The organism is Ensifer sp. LBL (assembly GCF_050435225.1).
GTDB lineage: Bacteria > Pseudomonadota > Alphaproteobacteria > Rhizobiales > Rhizobiaceae > Ensifer.
In genome coordinates this window covers 16,579-33,347 of sequence record NZ_JBNDJY010000002.1, presented here as the reverse complement: position 1 = coordinate 33,347, position 16,769 = coordinate 16,579, and the positions used below count along the sequence as shown (strand labels likewise).

The 16,769-nt window shown below is 63.7% G+C and carries 19 protein-coding genes; 9 read left to right on the top strand and 10 right to left on the bottom strand.

From position 1 onward, the window contains the following. Window positions 1-103: 103 nt before the first annotated feature. The 5 genes from OKW20_RS07485 (at window position 104) to OKW20_RS07465 (ending at window position 6,049) form a co-directional block, all read left to right on the top strand. Window positions 104-1,642, top strand: coding sequence for a tripartite tricarboxylate transporter permease (locus OKW20_RS07485; protein ID WP_429171229.1), 1,539 nt, complete (start codon window positions 104-106; stop codon window positions 1,640-1,642). An 88-nt stretch (window positions 1,643-1,730) separates the two neighbouring features. Next, window positions 1,731-2,669 (top strand): sugar phosphate isomerase/epimerase family protein, encoded by a 939-nt coding sequence (locus tag OKW20_RS07480; RefSeq protein ID WP_429171227.1) that lies wholly within the window; start codon window positions 1,731-1,733, stop codon window positions 2,667-2,669. A 13-nt stretch (window positions 2,670-2,682) separates the two neighbouring features. Then, complete coding sequence (locus OKW20_RS07475) at window positions 2,683-4,401, top strand: dihydroxyacetone kinase family protein (RefSeq protein WP_429171226.1); 1,719 nt, start codon at window positions 2,683-2,685, stop codon at window positions 4,399-4,401. Between the two features lie 341 nt (window positions 4,402-4,742). Further along, window positions 4,743-5,267, top strand: coding sequence for a DUF992 domain-containing protein (locus OKW20_RS07470; protein ID WP_034800084.1), 525 nt, complete (start codon window positions 4,743-4,745; stop codon window positions 5,265-5,267). 185 nt (window positions 5,268-5,452) lie between these two features. Further along, window positions 5,453-6,049: a DUF922 domain-containing Zn-dependent protease gene (locus OKW20_RS07465; protein ID WP_429171224.1), complete on the top strand. Its 597-nt coding sequence runs from the start codon at window positions 5,453-5,455 to the stop codon at window positions 6,047-6,049. 54 nt (window positions 6,050-6,103) lie between these two features. Here the strand turns inward: OKW20_RS07465 and OKW20_RS07460 are convergent, their stop codons facing one another. The 8 genes from OKW20_RS07460 to phnG form a co-directional block, all read right to left on the bottom strand. After that, the gene (locus OKW20_RS07460) at window positions 6,104-6,718 is read right to left on the bottom strand and encodes a DapH/DapD/GlmU-related protein (RefSeq protein ID WP_429171222.1); all 615 of its coding nucleotides are present in this window, start codon (window positions 6,716-6,718) and stop codon (window positions 6,104-6,106) included. Further along, on the bottom strand, window positions 6,715-7,422 hold the full coding sequence (gene phnL / locus OKW20_RS07455) for a phosphonate C-P lyase system protein PhnL (RefSeq protein ID WP_034800087.1): 708 nt from the start codon (window positions 7,420-7,422) through the stop codon (window positions 6,715-6,717). Before phnL ends, OKW20_RS07460 begins: the two co-directional genes overlap by 4 nt. A gap of 65 nt (window positions 7,423-7,487) precedes the next feature. Beyond that, entirely contained in the window at window positions 7,488-8,264 is a 777-nt protein-coding gene (gene phnK, locus OKW20_RS07450; RefSeq protein WP_043623284.1) for a phosphonate C-P lyase system protein PhnK, read from the bottom strand. Beyond that, entirely contained in the window at window positions 8,261-9,139 is an 879-nt protein-coding gene (locus OKW20_RS07445) for an alpha-D-ribose 1-methylphosphonate 5-phosphate C-P-lyase PhnJ (RefSeq protein ID WP_043623281.1), read from the bottom strand. Before OKW20_RS07445 ends, phnK begins: the two co-directional genes overlap by 4 nt. Then, a complete protein-coding gene (locus OKW20_RS07440) occupies window positions 9,136-9,408 on the bottom strand; it encodes a hypothetical protein (protein WP_429171220.1) in 273 nt (90 codons plus the stop codon). The genes OKW20_RS07445 and OKW20_RS07440 overlap by 4 nt, the downstream gene beginning before the upstream one ends. Continuing rightward, on the bottom strand, window positions 9,405-10,514 hold the full coding sequence (locus tag OKW20_RS07435; protein ID WP_429171218.1) for a carbon-phosphorus lyase complex subunit PhnI: 1,110 nt from the start codon (window positions 10,512-10,514) through the stop codon (window positions 9,405-9,407). The genes OKW20_RS07440 and OKW20_RS07435 overlap by 4 nt, the downstream gene beginning before the upstream one ends. A 3-nt stretch (window positions 10,515-10,517) precedes the next feature. Next, window positions 10,518-11,126 carry a phosphonate C-P lyase system protein PhnH gene (gene phnH / locus OKW20_RS07430; RefSeq protein WP_429119307.1) on the bottom strand — a complete coding sequence of 203 codons (609 nt, stop codon included), beginning with the start codon at window positions 11,124-11,126 and terminating at the stop codon, window positions 10,518-10,520. Continuing rightward, window positions 11,126-11,593 (bottom strand): phosphonate C-P lyase system protein PhnG, encoded by a 468-nt coding sequence (gene phnG, locus OKW20_RS07425; protein WP_043623269.1) that lies wholly within the window; start codon window positions 11,591-11,593, stop codon window positions 11,126-11,128. The genes phnH and phnG overlap by 1 nt, the downstream gene beginning before the upstream one ends. Before the next feature lie 90 nt (window positions 11,594-11,683). Here phnG and phnF point away from each other — a divergent pair, with 90 nt between their 5' ends. From phnF to OKW20_RS07410, 3 genes are all read left to right on the top strand, one after another. Beyond that, window positions 11,684-12,433 carry a phosphonate metabolism transcriptional regulator PhnF gene (phnF, locus tag OKW20_RS07420; protein ID WP_429171216.1) on the top strand — a complete coding sequence of 250 codons (750 nt, stop codon included), beginning with the start codon at window positions 11,684-11,686 and terminating at the stop codon, window positions 12,431-12,433. Between the two features lie 171 nt (window positions 12,434-12,604). Continuing rightward, entirely contained in the window at window positions 12,605-13,999 is a 1,395-nt protein-coding gene (locus OKW20_RS07415) for a selenium-binding family protein (protein WP_429171214.1), read from the top strand. 33 nt (window positions 14,000-14,032) lie between these two features. Next, window positions 14,033-14,659, top strand: a complete 627-nt coding sequence (locus OKW20_RS07410; RefSeq protein ID WP_429171213.1) for a hypothetical protein — start codon at window positions 14,033-14,035, stop codon at window positions 14,657-14,659. Window positions 14,660-14,675: 16 nt separating this feature from the next. Here the strand turns inward: OKW20_RS07410 and OKW20_RS07405 are convergent, their stop codons facing one another. Both OKW20_RS07405 and OKW20_RS07400 read right to left on the bottom strand, forming a co-directional pair. Next, on the bottom strand, window positions 14,676-15,368 hold the full coding sequence (locus OKW20_RS07405; protein WP_429171211.1) for a glutathione S-transferase family protein: 693 nt from the start codon (window positions 15,366-15,368) through the stop codon (window positions 14,676-14,678). Between the two features lie 93 nt (window positions 15,369-15,461). Further along, window positions 15,462-16,052 carry a VOC family protein gene (locus tag OKW20_RS07400; RefSeq protein ID WP_429171209.1) on the bottom strand — a complete coding sequence of 197 codons (591 nt, stop codon included), beginning with the start codon at window positions 16,050-16,052 and terminating at the stop codon, window positions 15,462-15,464. A 201-nt stretch (window positions 16,053-16,253) separates the two neighbouring features. Here OKW20_RS07400 and OKW20_RS07395 point away from each other — a divergent pair, with 201 nt between their 5' ends. After that, window positions 16,254-16,757, top strand: a complete 504-nt coding sequence (locus OKW20_RS07395; protein WP_429171207.1) for a hypothetical protein — start codon at window positions 16,254-16,256, stop codon at window positions 16,755-16,757. The last annotated feature ends 12 nt before the right edge of the window (window positions 16,758-16,769 follow it).

Sequence of the window (16,769 nt, the reverse complement as noted above, 5' to 3'; positions counted from 1 at the left end):
CACGGCGCTCTTGCGCTAACGACAAGCAAAAAAATCAAAGACTTAAAGCGCAGGGAGCGGACCTCAAGGATCGTGACGCGCTTTAAGCCCCGGGAGGAATGACATGGAAAATATCGGTCTTCTGATCGATGGCTTCGGCCACATCCTCAGCTGGAACCATATCCTGCTGATGATGATCGGCGTCACGCTCGGCATTCTGGTCGGCGTGCTGCCCGGCCTCGGCGCGCCGAACGGCGTTTCGCTGCTTTTGCCGCTGACGTTCTCGATGGATCCCATCTCCGCCATCATCCTGCTCTCCTGCATGTACTGGGGCGCACTCTTCGGCGGATCGACCACATCGATCCTGTTCAACATTCCCGGCGAACCCTCGTCGGTGGCGACCACGTTCGACGGCTACCCGATGGCCAAGGCCGGGCAGGCGAGCCGGGCTCTGACGCTCGCCTTCGTTTCCGCCGGCATCGGTGCGCTCGCCGGCGTCGTGATGATCACGCTGCTTTCCGGTTGGGTCGCGAACTTCGCGCTGCGCTTCTCGTCGCCGGAATATTTCGCGGTCTATTTCCTTGCCTTTGCAAGCTTCATCTCGATGGGCGCGCAATCGCCCTTCAAGACCCTCGTCTCGATGATGCTCGGCTTTGCGCTTGCATCCGTCGGCATGGACACGATCTCGGGCGACCTGCGTCTGACCTTCGATATTCCGACGTTGATCAAGGGCGTCAGCTTCCTGATTGCGGTCATGGGTCTCTTCGGCATCGGCGAGTTGCTGCTGACGACGGAAGAGGGCCTGCGCTTCGAAGGCATCAAGGCGCGCGTCAAGCTCGTTGAGATCGGTCGCACGCTGGTCGAGATCCCGCGCTACTGGTTCACGATCCTGCGCTCGACGATCATCGGCATCTGGATGGGCATCACGCCCGCCGGCCCGACCGCCGCGTCCTTCATGAGCTACGGCGTTGCCCGCCGCTCGGCCCGTGACAAGTCGAAGTTCGGCAAGGGCGACCCGCGCGGCGTCGTCGCACCCGAGACCGCCGACCACTCGGCCGGCACCTCGGCGCTGCTACCGATGCTGGCGCTCGGCGTTCCCGGCTCGGCAACGGCTGCCGTCATGATGGGCGGCCTGATGATCTGGGGTCTGACCCCCGGCCCGATGCTCTTTACCGAGCGGCCGGACTTCGTCTGGGGCCTGATCGCGTCCATGTATCTCGGCAACGTCGTCGCCGTCTTCCTGGTGATCGCCACCGTGCCGCTCTACGCCTCGATCCTGCGCGTGCCCTTTGCGATCATCGGCCCGATCATCGTCGCCGTCATCTTCTCCGGCGCTTATCAGGTGGCGAATTCGGTCTCCGACATCTTCATGGTCATCGGCTTCGGCGTGCTCGGCTATGTCTTCAAGAAGCTCGACTACCCGCTGGCGCCGCTGGTTCTGGCCATGGTGCTCGGCGACAAGGCCGAGGACGCCTTCCGCCAGTCGATGCTTCTATCCGGCGGCACCCTGAACATCTTCTGGTCAAACCCGCTGGTTTCCTCTCTGATGGCGCTTGCTCTTGCCCTTCTGCTGTCGCCGCTTGTCTTCGGGCTGATCGGCCTGGTCCGCAAGCGCAAGCAAGATGCGGCCACGCCGCATGGCGACGGCAGCGCGGCGGCTTGACGGAGCCGCCGCACCTCAAACGAGCGCATCGGAAAAACGCGGCGCGGGCCCCTTCGGGACTGCGTCGCAAGAATGAGTGAGGAAAACCATGGCGAACCCATCGCGCAAATGGACCCGTGAAACCTGGCCGATCGCGGCCGCAATGATCCAGTATCCGAACGTGCTTGCCGATGGCAGCTCCGTTCAGGATCAGTCAGTCGAACAATGGGCAGAAACGCTCGCCGATGTCGTCGACGCCGGCTTCACCGAGCTTGACCCGACCGACAGCTGGATCCGGCTCGCCGATCTGTCGGCCTCGCGCCGGGATGACTTCGTCAAGCTGACGCGAGACCTCGGCCTTTCCATGCCGGCGATCTCGACGGCGCGTCGTAGCGTCATCGATCCGGAACATGGCGACGAATATCTCGCCTATGGGCATCGTGTCATCGACACGGCTGCGGCGATCGGCGCGGGCTCGGTCTCCTTCGGCTTCTTCGGACCCTTGACCGACGCCCAGAAGAAGGCGCTCTGGTTCTGGACCGTCGATGGCGTCAAGAACCCGGAAGATCCGGCAATCTGGAGACAAGCGGTTCAGCGCATCCGCGAACTCGGTCGCCATGCCGAGGAACTCGGCATCGAGCTCGCGCTCGAAATGTACGAGGACACCTATATCGGCTCGGCCGATAGCGCTGTGCGCTTCGTCACCGATGTCGGCCTTTCGAACGTCGGCATCAATGCCGACCTCGGCAATCTCGTGCGCCTTCACCGTCCGGTGGAGCACTGGCAGCCGATGATGGCCAAGGTTGCACCCTTTGCCAAATACTGGCACGTCAAGAACTACTACCGTACCGAGGATGAGACCTCGGGCTTGGTAGTTACTCATCCGGCGCCGCTGGAATTCGGCGTCATCAACTATCGGGCGGCGATTCGCATGGCCTTGGCGCATGGCTTCGACAACCCGTTCCTCTGCGAGCATTACGGTGGCGACGGGCTCTCCGTCAGCGCCGCCAATCGGGACTATCTGAGGCGTATTCTGCCTCGCGACTAAGGGAAGAGACGCGATGACCACAATCTTTGACGCACCGGAAGAATTTGCGACGACCGCGCTTGCCGGATTCAGCTCGATCTATGCGCGCAACGTCCGTCTCGTGAAGGGCGGGGTCGTGCGCTCGACCAAGGTGCCGAAGGGCAAGGTCGCCGTCGTCGTTGGCGGCGGCTCCGGCCACTATCCGGCCTTTGCCGGTTATGTCGGCCCAGGCATGGCGGATGCGGCCGTGGCCGGCGATGTCTTTGCCTCGCCGTCAACCGCGGCCGTTGCCCGCGTCTGCCGGGTGGCCGATCAGGGCGGCGGCGTGCTGCTCGGCTTCGGCAACTATGCCGGCGACGTCTTGAATTTCGGCGTCGCCGCCGAGCGCCTGCGCGCCGAAGGCATCGACGTGCGCATCGTGCCGGTGACGGATGACGTCGCCAGTGCGTCGGCTGAAACGCCGGCCAAGCGCCGCGGCATCGCCGGCGACCTCGTGGTCTTCAAGGTTGCTGGGGCTGTTGCCGAAGCGGGCCTCAATCTCGATGAGGTCGAGCGCGTCACCCGTCTTGCCAACGACCGCACCGTCTCCTTCGGCGTTGCTTTCGGTGGCTGCACGCTTCCGGGCGCCAAGGGACCGCTCTTCACCGTGCCGAAGGGCGAGATGGCGCTTGGTCTCGGTATCCACGGCGAACCCGGCATCCGCGAAGAGAAGATGGTTTCGGCGACAGAATTCGCCAAGCTGCTCGTCGGCAAGCTGCTTGCCGAGCGGCCGGCCGACGTGCGCAAGGTCGCACCGCTTCTGAACGGCCTCGGCTCGACCAAGTATGAAGAGCTCTTCGTGCTTTGGGTCGCGATCGAAAAGGAACTGAAGGCGGCCGGCCTCGAGATCGTCGATCCGGAATGCGGTGAATTCGTCACCAGCCTCGACATGCAGGGTTGCTCGCTGACGCTGATGTGGCTGAACGACGAGCTCGAGACCTACTGGCGCGCTGCCTGCGATGCGCCGGCGCTGCGCAAGGGCGCAATCATCGCCACGGAACCTGCGACCGATACGCTGAAAGATGATGACGAAGCGATCTCCTTCGCGCCGGCTTCCGAGGCTTCCCGTCAGAGCGGTGTGTGCATTGCGCGGCTGATCGGCGAAATGGCCGAAGCGCTGAAGCAGGCGGAAGACGAGCTCGGTCGCATCGACGCCTTTGCCGGTGACGGCGACCACGGACAGGGTATGCGCCGCGGGTCGGCGGCGGCGGACGAAGCGGCAAAGGCCGCTGTGGCTGCCGGCGCAGGTGCCGCCAGCGTGCTGGCGGTGGCGGGCGATGCCTGGGCGGACCGGGCAGGCGGCACGTCGGGTGCGATCTGGGGCCTGCTGCTGCGCGCCTGGAGCAATGCCTTCAACGATGATGCAGCCCCGAGCGATGCCGCTGTTGTCGACGGCGCCCGCCGTGCGCTCGATGGCGTGACCCGCCTTGGCCGCGCCCGTATCGGCGACAAGACGCTGGTCGATGCGCTGGTGCCTTTCGTCGAGACCCTTGAGCGCGAGTTTGCCGCCGGAAAGCCGCTGATCGAGGCATGGCAGACGGCGGCAAAGGCTGCGACCGAAGCGGCCGAAGCCACGTCCGGCCTGACGCCGAAGCTCGGCCGTGCACGGCCGCTCGCCGAAAAGAGCATCGGCCATCCGGACGCCGGCGCCGTTTCGCTGGCGCTGACGGCTCGCGTTGCCGCCGACGTGCTGGCGCAGGCCGCAAAGGCCTGAGATTAATTGTCTCGTCCGGTCGGGTGGCGTCGCCGCCCGATCGGAAACCTCTTCCGATGTGACCGCCTCTCTCTGCGCCGTTCGGCGCCGCTGTCACTACGATGCCGCGCCAGCATACGTTGGCAGAAGGCTCAAGCCCCGCCTTTTCGTGGCTTTTTCAACACTATCTGCAGTCATTGTTGGGGAAACCCGACCAATTTTATCATCTGCTAAAAGCTTGCCACGGAATTGCCCGATCGCGGGCTATGGCTTTGTTTTCCTGCAGCGTGCGCTATGTTTTTGAGTTCGCGTGCCGCCGGTCAAATGACAATCATTTCTGACGTTCCGAGAAGGAGACAAGAATGAAAAAGAGTTTTGCCGTGAAGGTGTCCGCAGCGTCTCTGGTTCTCGCTGGCGCGATCGCCGCAAACGCAGCCGATCTCGCGACAGTTCAACCGCAGCCTGAGCCCGACACCAGCAATGGCGTCAAGATCGGCTACCTCGACTGCAATATCGCCGGCGGTGTCGGCTATGTGCTCGGGTCGGCCAAGGAAGTCGATTGCGTCTTCCGCTCGACCATGGGCGCCGAAGCGTCCGACCACTATTCGGGCGCCATCCGCAAGATGGGCGTCGATGTCGGCTTCACGACGCAAAGCCGCCTGATCTGGGCCGTGTTCGCCCCGACCGCCGGCTACCACCGCGGCTCGCTCGGCGGCCTCTATCAGGGTGCAACCGCGGAAGCGACCGTCGGCGCCGGTATCGGTGCCAACATCCTCGTCGGCGGCACCTCTGGGTCGATCCACCTGCAGACGATCAGCGTGACCGGTCAGATCGGCCTCAACCTGGCCGCAACCGGCACGTCGATGACGCTGACGGCCGTCAACTAACGTCCGGCGGCGGGCCGCTGCTCCTCCCATGGCTGGCTCGACGGGACGCATATGACAACAAAGGCACCGCACACTCAGACGAGCGTGCGGTGCCTTTGTATTTTGCGCTGTTGCCATCCTCCGATTCGCGGTTAAGGAAGACCAGCGGGAGTTGGCGCCATAAGAGCGAATGTCGAGGGACCGGATTGAACAGAAGCCTTTGCTTTGGGCTGATTGCCCTTTGTCTCGCAAGTGCGCCGCACACCGCCTCGGCGGAATGGCAAGCGGTCGAAAAGGAAGCGCTCTACACCGTCAACGGACAGACGGGCGCGGAGCTCTATGCCTCGATCGGCGAGCGCGGCCCCAAGGCTGGTATCGGCAGGGCGATCGCCCACACCAATTTCAAGCTGACCTGGACGCGAAAATACGAAGAGCAGGGCGGCGCCTGTGTGCTGGCCGTGGCAAAGCCGAAGCTGATCATCACCTACACCCTGCCGAAACCGGCAAAGCCGCTGCCTTCAGGCACGCGCGAGAACTGGGACGTCTTCATCGACGGCGTACGCAAGCACGAGCTCGTACATGGTGACTTCATCAAGGAGATGGTGCGTGCGATCGAGCAGGCAACGTTGGGGCTGACCGTTCCCGACGATCCGAAGTGCCGCAAGATCAGGACAGTCATGACCGAGCGTCTGGGTGCGCTCTCGCAGGCGCAACGCCAGCGCAGCCGGGATTTCGACCAGGTGGAACTGACCGATGGTGGCAACATTCACCAGTTGATTCTGAGGCTGGTGAACGGGCCGTAACCGCCGCGTTCTCAGTTCGAAAAGGCGCCGAACCTGTGCCCGGCGCCGTATCACTCAGGCGTAACGCACCAGAAATTCCTCCGCCGTCAGCTCGCGGAAATCGTCGAGCGCGCGGCGCAGGCGCTGGTGGTCCCAATCCCACCAGGAGAGCGCGTCCATGCGCTCGCCGACGCCTTCGTTGAAACGGTCGCGGATGAGCTTGGCCGGCACGCCGCCGACGATGGTGTAGGGGGCGACGTCCTTCGAAACGACCGCACCGGCACCGATCACGGCGCCATTGCCGACATTGACTCCGGGAAGGAGGGTGGCGCCGTGGCCGATCCAGACGTCATGGCCGATCGTCACCCGGTTCGACCGCCGCCAGGCGAAGAGGTCGTGATCGAGTTCGGTATCATCCCAGTAGTTCGGCGCACGGTAGGTGAAGTGATGCAGCGTCGCGCGCCAGGTCGGGTGGTTGGTGGCGTTGATGCGCACGGCGGCGGCGATGTTGACGAACTTGCCGATCGTCGCGCACCAGATCGAGCCGTCCTGCATGATGTAGGAGTAGTCGCCGAACTCGACCTCGTCGAGCCGCGAGCGCTCCTGCACTTCGGTGTAACGCCCGAGCGTCGAATTGTTGACGCTCGCCGTCGGGTGGATGAAGGGCTCGAGCCCGAGCTTCTGGCTCATGCGGCAGCCTTCCTGGGCGAGAAGGCAGAAACGTCGAGGATGCGGTCGGCAACCGCGTCGCGCACTTCTTCGTCGTGGAAGATGCCGATCAGCGCCGTGCCCTTGGCTTTTTTCTCGGCAATCAGCTCGACCACGACCGCCCGGTTCTTCGCATCGAGCGAAGCGGTCGGCTCATCGAGCAGAAGGATCTTGTGGTCGGTGATGAAGCCGCGGGCGATGTTGACGCGCTGCTGCTCGCCGCCGGAGAAGGTTGCCGGCGGCAGGCTCCAGAGTTCGCGCGGCAGGTTCAGCTTGTTCAGCAGTTCGGCCGCATGGGTGCGGGCCTCTTCGAGCGGCATGCCACGAGCCTGCAGCGGCTCGGCGACGATGTCGAGCGAGGAGACGCGCGGCACGACCCGCAGGAACTGGCTGACATAGCCGAGCGTGGTGCGCCGGACTTCAAGCACGGTGCGCGGCTCGGCGGTTGCGAGGTTCACCAGCTTGCCGTCGTGATCCATCAGGATCTGGCCTTCGTCGACGCCATAATTGCCGTAGAGCATTTTCAGGATCGAGCTCTTGCCGACGCCGGAGGGGCCGCCGAGAACGACGCATTCGCCCGCCTTCACCGAGAAGGAGACGTTGGCGACGACCGGCCGGCGAATACCGTCGCGCAGGTGCATGGTGAAGCTTTTTGCGACTTCGGAAACAACGAGAGGAGTTGCCATGGTTCTTACTTTCCTATGCGCATGATCTTGTCCGAGAACCGATTTTCACGTTTCGCGATCATGCGTCACACCTGCAGGATCGAGGAGACGAGGAGCTGGGTATAGGGCTCGCGCGGATCGTCGAGTACGCGGTCGGTCAGGCCCTGTTCGATGACCGCGCCGTCCTTCATCACCATCATGCGGTGCGAGAGGAGACGGGCGACGGCGAGGTCGTGGGTGACGATGATGGCGGCAAGCCCGAGGTCATGCACGAGACCACGCACCAGATCGAGCAGGCGCGCCTGAACCGAGACGTCGAGGCCGCCGGTCGGCTCGTCCATGAAGACGAGGCGAGGGGAGGTGACGAGGTTTCGGGCGATCTGCAGGCGCTGGCGCATGCCGCCCGAGAAGGCGCGCGGCTGGTCGTCGATACGGTCGATACCGATTTCCACCCGCTCAAGCCAGTCGCTGGCGGTGGCGCGGATGTTGCCGTAGTGGCGATCGCCGACGGCCATCAGCCGTTCGCCGACATTGGCGCCGGCCGAAACCGTCATGCGCAGGCCATCGGCCGGGTTCTGGTGCACGAAGCCCCAGTCGGTGCGCATTAGGAAGCGACGCTCGGCCTCGCCCATGCGGGCGAGATCACGGTACTGGCCGTCGCGCATGTGATATTCGACGATGCCCGACGTCGGCATCAGGCGCGTCGATAGGCAGGACAGAAGCGTCGTTTTGCCGGAGCCGGATTCGCCGACGATGGCGAGCACTTCGCCGGCATAGAGCTCGAAGGAAACGTTGCGGCAGCCGATGCGGCTTCCGTAGAACTTCGAGACGTCGTTCACTTTCAGAAGCGGGAGCGTACTCATTCTGCGGCCTCCTGGCGTGCGAGCATGTGACCTGCATGGCCACAGGCGCGGCGGTCTTCGCAATGATCGGTATCGGAGCAGACGAACATGCGTCCGCCCTTGTCGTCGAGGATCACCTCGTCGAGATAGACGTCCTCTGCGCCGCAGAGCGCGCAGGGCTTGTCGAACGTTTGGATCTCGAAGGGATGGTCGTCGAAATCGAGGCTGACGACGTCGGTATAGGGCGGCACGGCATAGATCCGCTTTTCGCGGCCAGCGCCGAAGAGCTGGAGGGCTTCCGACATGTGCATCTTCGGATTGTCGAACTTCGGCGTCGGCGACGGGTCCATCACGTAGCGACCCTCGACCTTGACCGGATAGGCGTAGGTCGTGGCGATATGGCCGTTGCGGGCGATGTCCTCGTAGAGCTTCACATGCATCAGCCCGTATTCCTCGAGCGCATGCATCTTGCGGGTTTCGGTCTCGCGCGGCTCGAGGAAGCGCAAGGGTTCCGGAATCGGCACCTGGTAGACGAGTGTCTGTCCCTCGGAGAGCTTCTCCTCCGGGATGCGGTGGCGCGTCTGGATGATCGTCGCCTCTTTCGTCCGGGTGGTGACGGCGACGTCGGCGACCTTCTGGAAGAAGGCGCGGATCGAGACGGCATTGGTGGTGTCGTCTGCGCCCTGGTCGATGACCTTCAGCACGTCCTGCGGTCCGAGGATCGAGGCGGTCACCTGGACGCCGCCGGTGCCCCAGCCATAGGGCATCGGCATTTCGCGCGACGCGAACGGCACCTGGTAGCCGGGGATGGCGATCGCCTTCAGGATCGCGCGGCGGATCATCCGTTTCGTTTGTTCGTCCAGATAGGCGAAATTATAGGTAGCAAGGTCGTTCATCGCCGATTACCCTTGAGTGTGTCGACCGCTGATGGGGCCAGGATGTGAGCGAGATTTTCGTTTGGGTGGTTGGAATCTTCTTGGTGTGTTCCGCGGTTGCCGGCCTGTTCGGCATTGCCCGCCGGGAGGCGCGAGAACCGGACAGCCGAGCGCGCAACAACGACGGCGGGGGCCACGCCGGTGGCGTCTATGCCGGTGATGGCGGCGATTGCGGCGGCGGGGACGGTGGCGGCGACTGAGCCGTCAAGACTGGAGGAAAATCCGATCATTCGGCCGCCTCCCGCTGTTCCTTTGCCGTCTCGCCGGAATTGGCGGCGTCGTAGTCCCGACGCATGCGGCGGACGAGATCGAGTTCGGCCTGGAAGTCGACATAATGTGGCAGCTTCAGATGCTCGACGAAGCCGGTCGCCTGGACGTTGTCGGCGTGCGAGATGACGAATTCCTGGTCCTGGGCGGGGGCGACGATGTCCTCGTTGAATTCGTCGGTCCTGAGCGCCCGGTCGACCAGCGACATCGACATCGCCTTGCGTTCGCTTTGGCCGAAGACGAGGCCATAACCGCGGGTGAACTGCGGTGGCTGCTTGGCCGAGCCCATGAACTGGTTGACCATCTGGCATTCGGTCACGCGGATCGTGCCAAGCGAGACGGCAAAGCCGAGTTCCGGCAGGTCGAGCTCGACCTCCACTTCGCCGATGCGGACTTCGCCGACGAAGGGATGGGTGCGGCCGTAGCCACGCTGGGTGGAGTAGGCGAGCGCTAGCAGGAAGCCTTCGTCACCGCGGGCGAGCGCCTGCAGGCGGAGGTCCCGGGCCATCGGAAACTCCATCGGCTCGCGGGTGAGGTCACCCATGACGTGGCCTTCGGGCATCTGCCCGTCACCCTCGATCAGGCCTTCGCCGTCGAGAATGTCGGAAACGCGCATCACGTGTTCGCCGGGCTCCTTGACCGCCGGTTCTTCGACAGCCTCGTCAGCGATGAGCGACGGGTCGAGCAGGCGGTGGGTGTAGTCAAAGGTCGGGCCCAGCAGCTGACCGCCCGGCAGATCCTTGTAGGTCGCCGAAACGCGGCGCTCGACCTTCATGTTGGCGGTATCGACTGGCTCGGAATAGCCGAAGCGCGGCAGCGTCGTGCGGTATGCGCGCAGGATGAAGATCGCTTCGATCATATCGCCGCGCGCCTGGCGCACGGCAAGCGCTGCGAGCGCGCGGTCGTAGAGCGAGGCTTCCGCCATCACCCGATCGACGGCAAGGCCGAGTTGCTCGACCACCTGGTCGATGGTGATAGAGGGAAGATTGCGGTCGCCGCGGCGGCGATCGGCGAGAAGGCGATGGGCATTGGCAATGGCGGCTTCCCCGCCCTTGACGGCTACATACATGGCTCACGCCTCCTTGAGCGAAAGACGGGTGGTGCGCGGCAGGCAGACGAGCTTGTCGCCGGCCGTCAGCACGAGATCGACGCCGCGCGGAAAAATCGCGCGATTGGCCGTCCAGAATTCAAGGAAGACGTCCGGCAGCCCCTTCACCGCAACGTCCGTTACGTCCTTGATACCGGGGCCCTTGGCGGTCAGCACCGGCCCGCCGGTCAGCGCCTCGACTTCGATGACGAGCGTCGTCGAGCGGTCCGGATATTCCTGCGTGCCGAGCGAGAACTGGTCGAAACCGGGGAAGGCTGCGCCCTTTTCGATGAAGGCAAAGCGCGCGTCGGTCTTGCTGGTGGTAAGTGGGGCGCCTGTGTGGAAGGCGATCCACTGCGGAACGGCCGATTTGGAAAGCGCCGGCGTCAGCCAGACGGGGGTGTCATGGTCGCACAAGGTCAGCGCCACGGCGCCGGCGGCCGCGGCGAGCGGAACGGGGGGCGTGCTCGTCGCACCAAGGCGCTTGATCGTGCCGGGGCGTGCAAAGCCATCCATCAGGTCGCGGAAGACGGACTGGGCTGCAAAGACCGGATCGGCAAAGGCGCCGGCATAAATTTGCGATTGGCTGGCCATCAGTCGTCTCCCCGGACCATGGTGAAAAAGTCGACGCGGGTGGCCGCGGTCTCCTCGGCCTTTCGGCGTTCTTCCTGGGCAAGCCGGTCGGCCACGCGGCCAAGCAGGGCCTCGACGCCCACCCTGTCGCCGTCCCGTTGGGCAAGGGCGTCGAAGATGGCCGCGAGCCGCGCGCGCTGCCGGTCCGTGCCGAGCAACTGCCCGTGGCCGATCTCGCCAGTCGAAAGGCGGATTGTGGCACGCGAAACAGTGGCTTCTCCGAGATTGAAGGCGTCGCCGCCGCCACCGATGCGGCCGCGCACCATGACAAGGCCGGTTTCAGGACCGCGGACCGGATGAACGTCCGGCTTGTCGGCAAGCGCTTCCCAGGCGGCGTTGAGCTCGTCGAGGGTTGCGCGGGCGAGCAGCCCCATGGCCTTCTTGCGCGCCGGATCCGGCGGGCTTTCCTGTTTCAGCTTCGCATCCATCATTTTCACCTCAAATGTCTATTGATCTAGACAACTATACATCTTATACTTTTTCATAACGTCCGCAAATGACAGGCTTGTGACATGCCAATGCGAAAAGACACGGCAGTGCGAAAAGTGGTGGAGCGCCAGACGGGGGTCGCCCTGTGGCGGCAGATCGCCGACCGGATCCGCCTGGCCATCAGCAATGGCGACTATGATGCGACCGGCATGGTGCCGCCGGAAACCACGCTCGCCGGCGAGTTCGGCGTCAACCGGCACACGGTCAGAAGTGCGCTGGCGGCGCTCGCCGAAGAGGGTCTGGTGCGCGCCGTCCAGGGGCGCGGCACGATGATCGAGCGCAAGGAACGGGTGAGCTATCCGATCTCGAAGCGCACGCGCTTCTCGCAAGGTCTCGGCCACCAGGTGAAGGAGATCGGCACGCGGCTGCTCGGCCATGCCGAACTGCCGGCGACCGGAGAGGTCGCAAAGGCGCTCGGCATTTCGCCGGGCGATCCTGTGACCGAGCTTCGCACCGTCAGCAGCGGCGATGGCCGACCGCTCTCGGTGTCGTCGAGCTATTATCCTGCGCATCGCTTCCCGCGCATGGCCGAGGAATTCGAACGGCTGCACTCCGTCACCAAGGCCTTTGCAGCCCAAGGCCTGGATGATTACGTACGCGCCTCGACGGAGATCGTCGCCCGGCATGCCGACGCCGAGGAGCTTTCGATGCTGAAGCTCTCGCCCGGCGCAATCGTGCTCGAAGCCCAGTCGACCAACGCCGATCTCGACGGCAAGCCGATCGAGTATTCCCGTAGCCGTTTTGCCGCTGACCGGATGAAGCTGCGGATCGAGACGTGAGGTCTTTAAACCGACCTCTGCCGGTCGCGGTCCCGTCTCGTCCAACCAGAAGCGTTCCGATCCCCGTCAGGAAATAAGGCAAAGGCCGCATTTCCGACGCGTTTTTGCCGCATGACCGGAGCCTGCATCAGGAACCGCGCATTCGGGACTTCTCTTAGGGGGAGAATGGCAATGGCGACGTGGCGACCCGATCCATCCTTCTATCCATCACCGCGCATGGCGGCCAAGGCCCCAAAGGAGACGCTCGCCTACGTGGCGGCTTTCGATCCGGATCGAAGACGACCGGACGCGATCGCTGTCGTCGATGTCGATCCGGCATCACCAACCTATTCGCAGATCGTCGGACGGATCGATATGCCGAATGTCGGCGACGAGCTGCACCATTTCGGCTGGAACGCTTGCTCCTCGTGCCTGTGCCCCAACGCGCCGCACCCGCATGTCGAGCGCCGCTACCTGGTGGTGCCGGGCCTGCGCTCCTCGCGTCTGCACATCATCGACACCAAGCCCGACCCGCGCAATCCGAAGATCGTGCGGGTGATCGAGCCTTCGGAAATCGCCGAGAAGGCGAACTATTCGCGGCTGCACACCACCCATTGCGGACCCGAAGGCATCTACGTCAACGCGCTTGCCGATCGCGACGGCAAGGCGCCCGGCGGCATTTTCCTGCTCGACCATCAGAGCTTCGACGTTCTTGGCCAATGGGAAATGGACCGTGGACCGCAGAAGCTCGCCTATGATTTCTGGTGGCACCTCGGCCACGACACGATGATAACAAGCGAATGGGGCACGCCCGATACGTTCGAGAACGGGTTGGTTCCCGAGGTGCTGCTTGGTTCGAAGTACGGCCGGCGCTTGCATTTCTGGGACCTGCACAAGCGCAAGCACGTGCAGGAGATCGATTTTGGCGAGGAGCACCAGCTCGTCTTCGAACTGCGCCCGGCGCACGACCCGACCAAAGCCTATGGTTTCGTCGGCTGCGTCATCAGCCTCAAGGATCTCTCGGCCTCGATCTGGACCTGGTATCGCGACGGCGACAAATGGGCAGTCAAGAAGGTGATCGAGATCCCCGCTGAACCGGCCGATCCGGATCTGCTGCCGCCGGTGCTGAAAGGCTTCAGCGCGGTTGCGCCGCTCGTCACCGATATTGACCTCTCGATGGACGACCGGTTCCTTTACGTTTCCTGCTGGGGCACCGGCGACATGATCCAGTACGACGTTTCCGACCCCTTCGCGCCGAAGGAAACAGGACGGGTCCGCATCGGCGGCATCGTTTCGCGTGCGAGCCATCCGAAGGCGAAGAACGGCGCGCTCAACGGCGGGCCGCAGATGGTCGAGATCAGCCGCGACGGCAAGCGCGTCTATTTCACCAATTCGCTCTATGGCGCTATCGATCCGCAGTTCTACCCCGAAGGCATCGACGGATGGATGGTCAAGCTCGATGTTGCCGATGGTGGCGGGATCGCGTTCGACGAGCGCTTCTTTGTGGATTGGCCAAAGGGCCACCGACCGCATCAGGTTCGCCTCGAAGGCGGCGACTGCTCGTCCGATTCCTATTGTTATCCGTGAGGAGGGAGCTGTGGTGCAGCCCGGTCACGGGGAATGACGGCGGTCTGGCCATGGCTCTCGCTCGCCGGCCTCGGCGCCTTTCACGGCCTCAATCCGGCGATGGGCTGGCTGTTTGCCGTGGCGCTAGGGCTTCACCGGCAGAGCAGCCGGGTCGTCTGGCTGTCCCTGGCACCCATTGCGGTTGGTCACGCGATCTCGGTCGCGACCGTGCTGGCGGTGGTCGCAGCATTCGGCTCGGTGCTCGATCCGAACACGTTCAGGATCGCTGCGGCCTTGCTCATTCTCGGTGCCGCCGGCTACACCGCCGTTTATGGCCACCGCCATCGCGTCCGTATCGGGATGCGGACTGGCATGGCGGGACTTGCGCTCTGGTCCTTCCTGATGGCGACGAGCCACGGGGCCGGCCTCATGCTGGTGCCGGCGGTGCTCAGTCTCTGTCTTGCAGGTCACGCACGCGACCTGACGATGGCAAGTTCGCTGCCGATCTCGCTCGCGGCCGTCGCGGTGCATAGCATCGCGATGTTGACGGTGACCGCCGCGCTGGCGCTTGCCGTCTTCTCCTGGTTCGATCTTGCGGTCCTGCGTTCGGCCTGGATCAATTTCGATCGTCTTTGGTCGCTCGCACTCGGGGCAACCGGCGTCGTTCTTCTCATCCAATGAAGGGCAAGGCAGCCGCCTACTGACGCTGCGATTTCACATAGCCGATATAGCCACGGACATCGGCGGCGGGCTCGGCATAGGCAGGTCCGAGCGTTCGTTCGATATTCGCCATGTAGGTCTTTGCCCAGTCCGGCAGCTCATAGTCGATCGCGGCCAGGAACTCGAGCGTTGCGGCGAGCCGGATATCGGCGATCGAAGGCTTGGCACCCCCGATAAACGGCTTGTCGCCGATGTAGAACGTGCGGAATACCTCAAGCGGTTCGGCAAGGGCTGCAACCGCCGCCTGCCGGGCGATCTCCTTCGTCTCCGCATCGGCATCGCTGCAGCCGACTTCGCCCGCGTAAAGCGGAAAGTTCAGCGCCGGATAGGTTGCGCGGGCGAGATAGGGATAGAACGTGCCGATTAGATAGAACATGGCGCTGTCGATCATCGCGCGCGCTTCGGGTTCCCTCGGGTAGAAGTCATCCAGCCCATGTTTGTTGCAGAGGTACTGCATGATCGCGCAGCTTTCCCAAAGCGCGCCTTTGGGCAGGTCCGCCATCTCGATCATCGGTGTCAGATGCGAGGGCGCTCGGGCCAGATATTCGGGCGTGCGCGTCTGGCCGTAGACATCGTTTTCGCTGAAATCGAGATTGGCTGCCCTGAGAAACACGCGCGCCGTCATGTTGTTGACGCTGGGCTTGATGACGTTGAGCTGGATTGCGGACATGGCATTCCTCCCTTTTTAGCGCCATTCGGCAGGTGCTGCTCTTGCTTGAGCCACCTGCGCAAATCGAGCGGCCTTTCCCTGCGCCGACCGATGCTAGCGTCGGCCGTACGGGTCTTTTGCCAGGCGATCGGGCGAAAGCGTGGGTCGCGTGCGCTCGATTAGCGCCTCGATCGCATCGGCAAGGTGAACCTCGGCGATGTTGTAGTCGCCGCGAGCGATCCTGATCTTGTGGGCTTCCATCAATACCTCGGCGTGGCTGTGGCCCGCAGGCGGTTCGAAGCGATAGGAAGCCAATTCGACCAGCAATCCAAGCGGATCCTCGAAGTAGATCGAATCCATGAAGCCGCGATCCTTGACGCCGCTGTGCCGGATCTTTCGCTCGTCGAGCCGCTCCACGGCCTGGTTGAATGTCGCGCGCGAAACCGCAAAGGCGATGTGGTGCACGCAGCCCATGTCGGTTGGGGTGCGCTCGGGATCTGGCGTGCGGTTCTCGTCGGTAAAGACCGTGATCAGGCGGCCGTCGCCCGGATCGAAGTAGAGGTGGCTTTCGCTCGCCCGGTCGAGGTTCGGTTGCTCGAAAATGAAGGGCATGCCGAGCAACCCTTCCCAGAAATCGATCGACGTCTGCCGGTCCGCCCCGACAAGCGTGATGTGGTGAACGCCTTGCGATTGCAGTTTGCGCATAGCCGGCCTCCCCGGATCAGCGGACAATGTGGGCCGAATGGCTCCTGGCCCCGCTTTCCACCGCATGCAATTGTCGCCCGTCGCGGGCAGAAGGCAAGCGCCAATCACGGGGGAATTGGCGGGCGGCGAACGTGTTGTGGCCGGGCAATGCACAGCTTTGAGCCCACCAGATCTTGACCGCCTTCGATTTGGTTGTTTTTCTTGTGCGGCGCAATCAAAGACTGTGTCGAGTTGTGTCTGTCGGTCAGCGACGAGGAGGGAAGCATGAAGATCCTGTACAAAGCCGGCGTCGCCGGTCTGTTGCTTCTTTCCGCTGCCGCTCCCGTCAGGGCTGATGGTGATGCGTTTGTCGGACAGTGGCGGCAACTGACCTCCACGGCCGGGCAGTGCGACAAATGCTATATCGGCATAGTCCGTCACGGCGACCTTTTGACCGTCAGCAGCAACAACGGCTGGCAGGCCGTGGCGAACGTCGAGCGTTTTGCCGACCTGCCGCTTGCCGCAGGCAAGGGACAGTGGCAGCCAACCGTTTCCGGCGCCTATGGCGGCAGAAGCTTCGGCATCCAGTTCGTTCGGCGCGGCGGCCAACTGCAGATGTTCATGGTGGTGTCGCGCGGCGATGGCGCGCCCATGTCCATTCGCGCGACCTTTGAGAAGAGGCCTCCTGTCTCCGACGAGGGGCAGCAGCAGATTCACCGCATCTGATCCAATTCGCCG